This is a genomic window from Rodentibacter rarus (assembly GCF_001998965.1).
Classification (GTDB): domain Bacteria; phylum Pseudomonadota; class Gammaproteobacteria; order Enterobacterales; family Pasteurellaceae; genus Rodentibacter; species Rodentibacter rarus.
Genome location: NZ_MLHJ01000075.1, coordinates 1 through 8,600 on the forward strand (window position 1 = coordinate 1; position 8,600 = coordinate 8,600).

7 protein-coding genes are annotated in these 8,600 nt (G+C 42.8%); 6 read left to right on the forward strand and 1 reads right to left on the reverse strand.

Annotation, left to right across the window (positions count from 1 at the left end; translation table 11 throughout):
- Positions 1–302 precede the first annotated feature (302 nt).
- The gene (proA, locus tag BKK50_RS08215) at positions 303–1,556 is read right to left on the reverse strand and encodes a glutamate-5-semialdehyde dehydrogenase (RefSeq protein ID WP_077417108.1); all 1,254 of its coding nucleotides are present in this window, start codon (positions 1,554–1,556) and stop codon (positions 303–305) included.
- A gap of 130 nt (positions 1,557–1,686) precedes the next feature.
- On the opposite strand from proA, the gene BKK50_RS12460 reads away from it, so the two are divergent.
- From BKK50_RS12460 to yfbR, 6 genes are read left to right on the forward strand one after another with little or no spacing between them, the layout of a single operon-like run.
- Positions 1,687–1,827 carry a hypothetical protein gene (locus BKK50_RS12460; RefSeq protein WP_158074659.1) on the forward strand — a complete coding sequence of 47 codons (141 nt, stop codon included), beginning with the start codon at positions 1,687–1,689 and terminating at the stop codon, positions 1,825–1,827.
- A gap of 12 nt (positions 1,828–1,839) precedes the next feature.
- Complete coding sequence (gene recC / locus BKK50_RS08220; protein ID WP_077417110.1) at positions 1,840–5,241, forward strand: exodeoxyribonuclease V subunit gamma; 3,402 nt, start codon at positions 1,840–1,842, stop codon at positions 5,239–5,241.
- 57 nt (positions 5,242–5,298) lie between these two features.
- The gene (nrdR, locus tag BKK50_RS08225; RefSeq protein WP_077417112.1) at positions 5,299–5,748 is read left to right on the forward strand and encodes a transcriptional regulator NrdR; all 450 of its coding nucleotides are present in this window, start codon (positions 5,299–5,301) and stop codon (positions 5,746–5,748) included.
- A gap of 2 nt (positions 5,749–5,750) precedes the next feature.
- Positions 5,751–6,872, forward strand: a complete 1,122-nt coding sequence (gene ribD, locus BKK50_RS08230; RefSeq protein WP_077417114.1) for a bifunctional diaminohydroxyphosphoribosylaminopyrimidine deaminase/5-amino-6-(5-phosphoribosylamino)uracil reductase RibD — start codon at positions 5,751–5,753, stop codon at positions 6,870–6,872.
- On the forward strand, positions 6,873–7,895 hold the full coding sequence (degS, locus tag BKK50_RS08235; RefSeq protein WP_077417116.1) for an outer membrane-stress sensor serine endopeptidase DegS: 1,023 nt from the start codon (positions 6,873–6,875) through the stop codon (positions 7,893–7,895).
- A 7-nt stretch (positions 7,896–7,902) separates the two neighbouring features.
- Positions 7,903–8,496 (forward strand): 5'-deoxynucleotidase, encoded by a 594-nt coding sequence (yfbR, locus tag BKK50_RS08240; protein ID WP_077417118.1) that lies wholly within the window; start codon positions 7,903–7,905, stop codon positions 8,494–8,496.
- Positions 8,497–8,600: the final 104 nt, after the last annotated feature.

Consider the following 8,600-nt stretch of genomic DNA (forward strand, 5'->3'; position numbering starts at 1 on the left):
GGGATTGAATATGCGGATCAGCCATTTTTTCTCCTTTATTAATCAAAAAAATAAAAACAAAAAGTGCGGTAAAAAACACCGGTATTATACAGCAGTTGCACAACGTTGTTTTTTGTTACTTGTAGGGACACACTGCGTGTGTCCGAATTTTAACCTATTGAAATAATTTGATTTTATAACGGACACACGCAGTGTGTCCCTACGTTTTGGTTAAAATTTCTGTTTTGTGCATTTGCTACATAATACCGAAAAAATCACCGCACTTTGGCGTGATAATCGAGAAAGTGCGGTTGAAATAATGGTTATTTTCTGGTGGTGTAGTTTCCTTCGCACACCCATTTATAGGTGGTGAGCGCTTCCAGTCCCATTGGGCCTCGAGCATGGAGTTTTTGAGTGCTGACGGCGACTTCTGCGCCTAAACCAAATTGTCCGCCATCGGTAAAACGTGTACTGGCATTCACATAAACGGCTGCCGCATCCACTTGGTTTATAAATTGGCGGGCGAGAGATTGGGAGGCGGTTAAAATACTTTCAGAATGTTGTGTACCATATTCCTGAATATGAGAGATTGCGGCTTGAATATCCTTGACGATCACCACATTGAGATCAAGGGAGCCCCATTCTTCACGTAGTTGCTGTTCCGTGACTTCGCTCACTTCAGCCCCTGCTTGTTTTAAAAGCTCAAGTGCGGTTGATTTTGCGTGATATTTTACGTTTTTCGCTGCAAGCTGTGCGATGAGTTTAGGTAAGAATTCAGCGGCAATGGACTCTTGTACAAGTAGGGTTTCTAAGGTGTTGCAAGTGCTTGGACGTTGGGTTTTGGCATTGTCGATAACTAAAACGGCTTGATTTTGATCCGCACTTTCTTCCACAAAGGTATGGCAAACGCCCACGCCACCCACAATCACCGGAATGGTGGAATGTTGTTTGCAAAGTTCGTGCAAACCGGCTCCGCCACGAGGAATAATCATATCCACATAGCGATCCAATTTGAGTAATTGCATCACGAGATCACGATTAGGATCGGTGATAGCTTGCACGGCAAATTTAGGCAATCCCGCCTGCTCAAGAGCATTTTGCACCACTTCCACCAAAATATGGTTAGAAAATTGGGTTTCTTTCCCCCCCCGCAAAATGACCGCATTACCGGTTTTTAAACAAAGGCTTGCCACATCGATGGTGACATTTGGGCGGGCTTCATAAATCGTGCCGATCACACCAATGGGGGTATGAACCCGCTCAATTTTCAAACCGCTATCCAATGTTCCCCCATCAATAATTTTCCCCACGGGGTCGGCAAGAGAAATCACGTGGCGGACATCATTGGCAATGCCTTGTAAACGCTCAGGGGTGAGCAAAAGACGATCAATTAACGCCTCCGACAGTCCGTTTTGCTTTGCCTGTTCAATATCCTTGGCATTTTCGGCTAAAATACGATCAGCTTGTTGTTCCAATTGTTCAGCAATCATCGTTAACGCCTGATTTTTTTCTGCCGTGCTTAATTGTGCCAAGATAAAAGCGGCTTCTTTGGCTTGTTTTCCCATCTGTTCTAACATCATCGGTCTCTCTAAAATAAAAATAATGGTGTGTAGCTTATCTGAAAAATAAAGAAGGTCAAATAGTTAACAATGTTTTCGAGAGAATTTTGATGTGGGTTTCCGAAGGGGGCATCCTATTACGGAGTAAATGGCATCAAGTTTTTACAATGGCGACATAATACCGAAAAACCGCTTATGGGCGTTTGTTAGAAAAACGCAAATACGTTATCATTGTGCTGCTTGTGGCGGAGAAGCCACACAAATGACACGCCATTTTACTTATTTTTGATAGGTTACCATTGTGTTTATCGTTTACTATTCCAATCAACTTGAAAAACAGAAAGAAATTCTCGCCGAATTATTTAAAACACTGCCACGAGAAGATCCTTTTCAACAAGAGATAATCTTGGTGCAAAGCCCCGGTATGGCACAGTGGTTACAAATGGAATTAGCCAAGAAAAATGGTATTTCTGCCCATTTGGCTTTTCCTATGCCCGCTACCTTTATTTGGCAACTTTATGCGGATAATTTGCCGGCAGTTTCCTTGCAAAATCCTTTTGATAAAGATTCGATGATGTGGCGGTTAGTGAAGTTGATACCCGATTTTCTCGAACAGGACGACTTTTCTCCATTACGTCATTACTTGGCTTCTTCCCCCCATTCCGAACAATATAAATGCTATCAATTAAGTCGTAAGATTGCGGATCTGTTTGACCAATATTTGGTTTATCGTCCCGAATGGATTTTTGCTTGGGAAAAAGGGGAAGATGAAGAAATTATCAGTCAAATTAAAGCACAACAAACCCATTTAAATGCAACGCTGTTACAACAAATTCTCGGTAATGTGGTGTGGCAGGGGGCGTTATGGCGTGCTTTGGTGGCGGATATTAAAAAGGATATGGGGGAAAATGCCACTCACCGTGCCGCCTTACACGAGCAATTTCTCGCCTTGTTAAATAATCCAAACCAACCGAAAAAATTACCTTCTCGAGTGTTTATTTTTGGGATTCCGGCATTACCGACTGCCTATCTATCTATTTTGCAAGCGATGTCATTAGAGGTGGATATTCACCTCTTTTTTAACAATCCCTGCCAAGAATATTGGGGAGATATTCGGGATTTGCAGGTGGATTATCTTATTCAGCGCACACGCCGAAACAGCCAAAAACGCAATGAAATGCACCCGCTCTTTTCACAAGCCCAGCAATCTGCCTTGAAGCAAGGATTGATTGAAACTACTTATCATAATGAACATTTACAAGTGGGCAACCCCTTGTTGGCGGCTTGGGGAAAAATGGGGCGTGATTTTCTTTATAACCTGGTTCGGGATGAAGAGCGAATTCCCACTTATTCATTGAATGCTTACGAAGAAATCTCTGCTTCTACCTTACTTGGACAATTGCAATCCCATATTTTGCATTTAACCAATCAGCCCTTAAATCTTGAAAAAAATGACCGCTCTTTGACCGTGCACGCTTGCCATAGTGCTATGCGGGAAGTGGAAGTATTGCAAGATTATCTGCTGCATTTATTCAATCAAGATCCCACACTGACACCGAAAGACGTGGTAGTAATGGTGGCGGACATTAATCAATATACCCCTTATATTCAGGCGGTTTTCGGTCAGAAAAATGGGGAAACACCGCTCATTCCTTTTTCGATTTCCGATAATAAATTATCCGAAAGCGATGTGTTGGTTTCCTGTTATTTAACCTTATTACGCCTAAAAGAAAGCCCCTTTAGTGCAGAGGCGATGCTGACCTTATTAGACATTCCGGCATTGCGTGAACGCTTTGATCTTTCCCTTTCCGATCTCCCTTTAGTGCGAGAGTGGGTGGCGGATGCAGGCATCCGTTTTGGGTTGCAGAAAAACCAAGAGGGAATGAATTTCAATTCGTGGCAGGCCGGTTTGGAACGAATGGTATTGGGCTATGCGATGCGTGAAGAGCACGGCATTTGGCAAGAAAGTTTGGGGTTGGATAGTAGCTATGGCTTAAAAGGCGTATTGGCAGGGAAGTTATCCGATTTTTTCACGGTGCTTTCTCATTGGCATAAAACCCTTCAACAAGCTCACCCAATAGAAAAATGGCATGAAAGATTGACCGCACTTTTAACGGATTGCTTTGCACAAAATGAACAAACCCGAGATACTCTCTTTTATATTCAAGAGAAAATTAACGAGGTCGCAGAGCAGCTCTCCGCCCTTCATTTTGATCTGCCACTGCAAGCGGATGTTATCGCTGATGTGATGACTACAAAATTGGAAGACACGCCCAATAGTTTGAAATTTTTAGCCGGTAAAGTGAATTTTTGTACCTTACTCCCAATGCGGGCCGTACCTTTTAAAGTGGTGTGTTTGTTGGGAATGAACGAGGCGGATTACCCCCGTTCACAAACGCCAAACAGCTTTGATTTGATGCAATATCACCATCAAAAAGGTGATCGTATCCGCCGTGATGATGATCGCTATTTATTCCTTGAGGCACTACTTGCCGCCCGTGATTACTGCTATATCAGCTATATCGGGCGTTCGATTATTGATAACCAAGAGAAAGCGCCTTCGGTGTTGGTGAGTCAACTGATGGATTATATTAATCAACAACAAAAGGATGAGAATAAATTACAAGTTCAGCAGCACCCAATGACGGCATTCAGCCCAAGCAATTTCAAAAATGAGGATAATTTCAACCGCTCTTTTGCCACGAAATGGTTACCTATGGCAAAAAATGGCGGAAAAGCAGCACCAAAAGAGTTTGCCTCGGTTATGCTACTGCAAGAAAAGATAACGGAAATTGAGCTGGATCGTTTCGTAGGATTTGTGGAAAACCCTGTAAAATTTTTCTTTGAAAAACAACTGGGTGTGTATTTCCGTGATGAAGATGATCGCATTGCCGAGAGCGAAAATTTCACTTTGGACGGCTTGGATAACTATAGGCTCAATAATGATTTAGTATATGCCGATGAACAACAATTTGATGAATATTTTGCGCAAGCGAGAGTAAAAGGTGTGTTGCCTCGTGCCCAATTTGGGCAGGTAGTGGCGGAAAATACACGTCATACGGTGTTGGAATTTAAAGAAAAAATTGTTGATCTCGGCAATCCCTCCCACCGCTCGGTTGATTTTACACTGAATGTGATATGGCAAGAAAAAGAACGGACAATTCGCTTATTTGGCTATATGGATAATCTTTTTAATGATGGACAGCAGGTGATTGAATGGCATTTTGCCCGCTATAAAGATCGTTATCGTATTCGTCCTTGGCTTTATTATTTAATTCAATGCGTTACGCAACAAAATGCTATACCGCCAACATTAATCACCAAAGACCAAGTGGTTGAATTTCCAACCATTTCAAGGGAAGCCGCATTGGCGCAATTGCAAATCTATGTGCAGGCGTATTTGCAAAGCCAGATAGAAATTCAAGCCATCCCCACCGTAGGGAAAATATCGGATTTCATTATCGCAGCGGAAAGTGCGGTGGATTTTGAGGGCATTTTGACGAAATTACAAAAATTAGCGGAAGATGAAAGACGGGGAAACTATACCAAAAAAGCGGATCCTTATTGGGCTCGTCTGTTAGCCCAAACCACAAAATTTGAACAGCACGAACATTTGCAGGCACTATTAAAGCAAACAACGGATTGGTTTGGCGCATTGTTTGCAAAAGAAGCGAAAAAATCAGCGAATAAGAAAACAAAGTGAATCGTCAATATGGACTTTTTTTGCTAAGATAAGCGGCTATTTTTATGAGGATTTTCTATGCGTTGCCCATTTTGTTCCACTGAAGAAACGAAAGTGATTGATAGCCGTTTGGTGTCGGATGGTTATCAAGTTCGCCGCCGCCGTGAATGTGGCAGTTGTCACGAGCGTTTTACCACTTTTGAAACGGCAGAATTGATTGTGCCTAAAATTATTAAAAATGATGGGCTACGAGAGCCTTTCAATGAAGACAAACTTCGCCGTGGTATTCAATATGCTTTGGAAAAACGCCCGGTAAGTGCCGATGATGTAGAAAAAGCCATTAGCCATATTATTTTACAATTGAGAGCTACCGGTGAGCGTGAAGTGCCAAGTCAGTTGGTGGGGAAATTAGCGATGAATGCCTTAAAAGAATTGGATAAAGTCGCCTACATTCGCTTTGCTTCCGTCTATTTAAGTTTTGATAACATCAATCAATTTACCAAGGAAATTGAAAACCTGAAGGATTAATTATGTCGGATCAATTTACCGCACAAGATCATCAATTTATGCAACGGGCATTAGGCTTAGCGGCAAAGGGGATTTATACCACCACACCCAATCCCGCCGTGGGCTGTGTATTAGTTAATCAAGGTGAGATTGTCGGTGAGGGTTTTCATTTTAAAGCAGGGCAACCTCATGCCGAGCGAATGGCATTGGCGCAAGCCGGTGATAAAGCCAAAGGGGCAACGGCTTATGTCACTTTAGAGCCTTGCGCCCATTACGGACGCACCCCCCCTTGTGCATTAGGTTTGATCGAAGCCGGTGTGGTGAAAGTGATTGCCGCTATGCAAGATCCCAATCCACAGGTCGCAGGAAAAGGGTTAACAATGTTGGCTGAAGCGGGCATTGAAAGTGCGGTCAATTTATTGAATTTTTCTGCAGAAAAACTTAATCGAGGCTTTTTAAAGCGAATGCGCCAAGGTGTTCCCTTTGTGCAATTAAAATTAGCGATGAGCCTTGATGGTAGAACGGCCATGGCAAGTGGTGAAAGCAAATGGATTACCGGTGCACAGGCGCGTTCCGATGTGCAAAAAATGCGGGCAAAATCATCCGCACTTTTATCCACTTCCGCCACGGTTTTAGCCGATGATCCGAGTTTAAACGTGCGTTGGGAAGACTTTGATGATGATCTTAAAAAAGACTATCCTAAGGAAAGGGTGCGTCAGCCTATTCGGGTGATTTTAGATTCGCAACATCGTATTCAACCGACCCATCGGTTATTTCATACCACATCGCCGGTATGGTTAGTTTCCTCTCAGCAAAGAGATCTTTCCACTTTCCCGCCTTTTTGTGAACAAATTATTTTACCCAAAGAAAATTTATTGCAAGCGTTAATGGTGGCGTTGGGAAATCGTCAAATTAATTCACTTTGGGTGGAAGCCGGAGCGAATTTGGCGGGGAATTTGATCGAACAAAAACTTGTGGATGAACTCATCATTTATATCGCCCCCAAATTATTGGGCGATAAGGCGCGAGGTTTATGCCAGCTCCCTCACTTAACGCAGTTATCCGATGCACCATTATGGCAACTTAACGAATTTCAACAAATTGGCGAAGACCTAAAACTAATTTATACGCCAAAAGGATTTTAAATGTTTAGAAAACTTTTTCATTCCGCCCTGTGGGGGCTTGCCGCCGCAGGGGTCATTCTTTTCGCCGTGCCTCGATTAAATTCGGGCAATATATTAACCTCTGATGACATTGTTTCTTTTAAAAATGCGGTGCGTATTGCCTCACCGGCTGTCGTCAATGTTTATAACCGTTCTTTTTCCTCAGCAAGTATTAATGATAATGACCAACTGCAAGTGAACAATTTAGGTTCAGGGGTGATTATGAGCAAAGACGGCTACATTCTCACCAATAAACACGTGATCCAAAACGCCGACCAAATTGTGGTGGCATTGCAAAACGGTAATATTTATGAAGCAATTTTGGTGGGATCGGATAATTTAACGGATCTTGCCGTGCTAAAAATTCGTGCCGATAATCTTGCCACTATTCCGCAAAATGCGGAGCGCCAAGTGCATGTGGGGGATGTGGCGTTGGCGATTGGTAATCCTTACAATCTTGGGCAAAGTGTTTCTCAGGGGATCATCAGTGCGGTTGGGCGCAGTGCGGTGGGCGATTCCCTTGGCAGACAAAATTTTATTCAAACCGATGCTTCCATTAACCGAGGGAATTCCGGTGGCGCATTAATTAATTCCGCTGGTGAATTGGTGGGAATTAGCACCTTGAGTATCGGCAAAACCGCCAATGAAATTGCTGAAGGCTTAAATTTTGCCATCCCAATGGATATCGCCAATGATGTGTTGCACAAAATTATTCGTGATGGTCGGGTAATTCGAGGCTATTTTGGCGTGCAAAGCGATATTAGCGCCAATACCGAACAAGGTATTTTAATCACCGGGGTCAGTGCCAATAGTCCGGCGGCGAAAGCCGGTATTCAAGTGGGGGATGTGATTTTAAAATTGAATAATCAAGAGGGCATTTCAGCCAGAGAGGTGATGCAGATCATTTCTAATACCCAACCGAAAACGCAAGTGATGGTGACGATTATGCGTTTAGGACGGGTGTTTGATGTGCCGGTAACGGTGGAAGAATTACCGTCTAATTAGAGGTTGTATGGAGATTAAAATCAGTCACTTTTTTGCTTGTTTGGATCGCTTACGATTAATTCAGCGTTGGTCGCTGATGCGTAATATTGAAAAAGAAAACCTGGCAGAACATAGCCTGCAAGTGGCATTTGTGGCGCAAGCCTTGGCGATTATTAAAAATAAATTTTTTGGCGGAAAAGTAAACCCGGAACGCATTGCGGTGATGGCAATGTATCACGATACCTCCGAAATTTTTACCGGTGATTTACCAACCCCGATAAAATATTTCAACCCTGAAATTACCCAAGCCTATAAACAAATTGAGAGTGCGGCAGAGCTTCATTTAATCAGCCTTTTACCACAAGAATTACAAGAGGATTTTGCCCCCTATTTGGATAGCGAAACCTTTTCTGAGGAAGAAAAACACCTCGTTAAACAAGCCGACCTCATCTGTGCCTACGTCAAAGCCCAGTTTGAATTGGATAACGGCAATCAGGAATTTAAAAGCGCTAAGGCAAGGTTAGAAAATCTTATGCAACAATGGCACAGCCAAGAAATGGATTATTTCTTACAAGTATTTATGCCAAGTTTTGGGCGATCTTTGGATGAGATTGCTTTGTGATTGAGAGAAAAGTGCGGTCAATTTTCCCGGTATTATGTAGCAAATGTACAAAAATAGAAATTTTAACAGAACGTAGGGACACACTGCGTGTGTCCGTTATAAAA

Coding starts and splice junctions, on each gene's coding strand:
- proA (WP_077417108.1), bottom strand. CDS start 1,556: ATGTTAGAACAGATGGGAAAACAAGCCAAAGAAGCCGCTTTTATCTTG.
- BKK50_RS12460 (WP_158074659.1), top strand. CDS start 1,687: ATGGCATCAAGTTTTTACAATGGCGACATAATACCGAAAAACCGCTTA.
- nrdR (WP_077417112.1), top strand. CDS start 5,299: ATGCGTTGCCCATTTTGTTCCACTGAAGAAACGAAAGTGATTGATAGC.
- ribD (WP_077417114.1), top strand. CDS start 5,751: ATGTCGGATCAATTTACCGCACAAGATCATCAATTTATGCAACGGGCA.
- degS (WP_077417116.1), top strand. CDS start 6,873: ATGTTTAGAAAACTTTTTCATTCCGCCCTGTGGGGGCTTGCCGCCGCA.
- yfbR (WP_077417118.1), top strand. CDS start 7,903: ATGGAGATTAAAATCAGTCACTTTTTTGCTTGTTTGGATCGCTTACGA.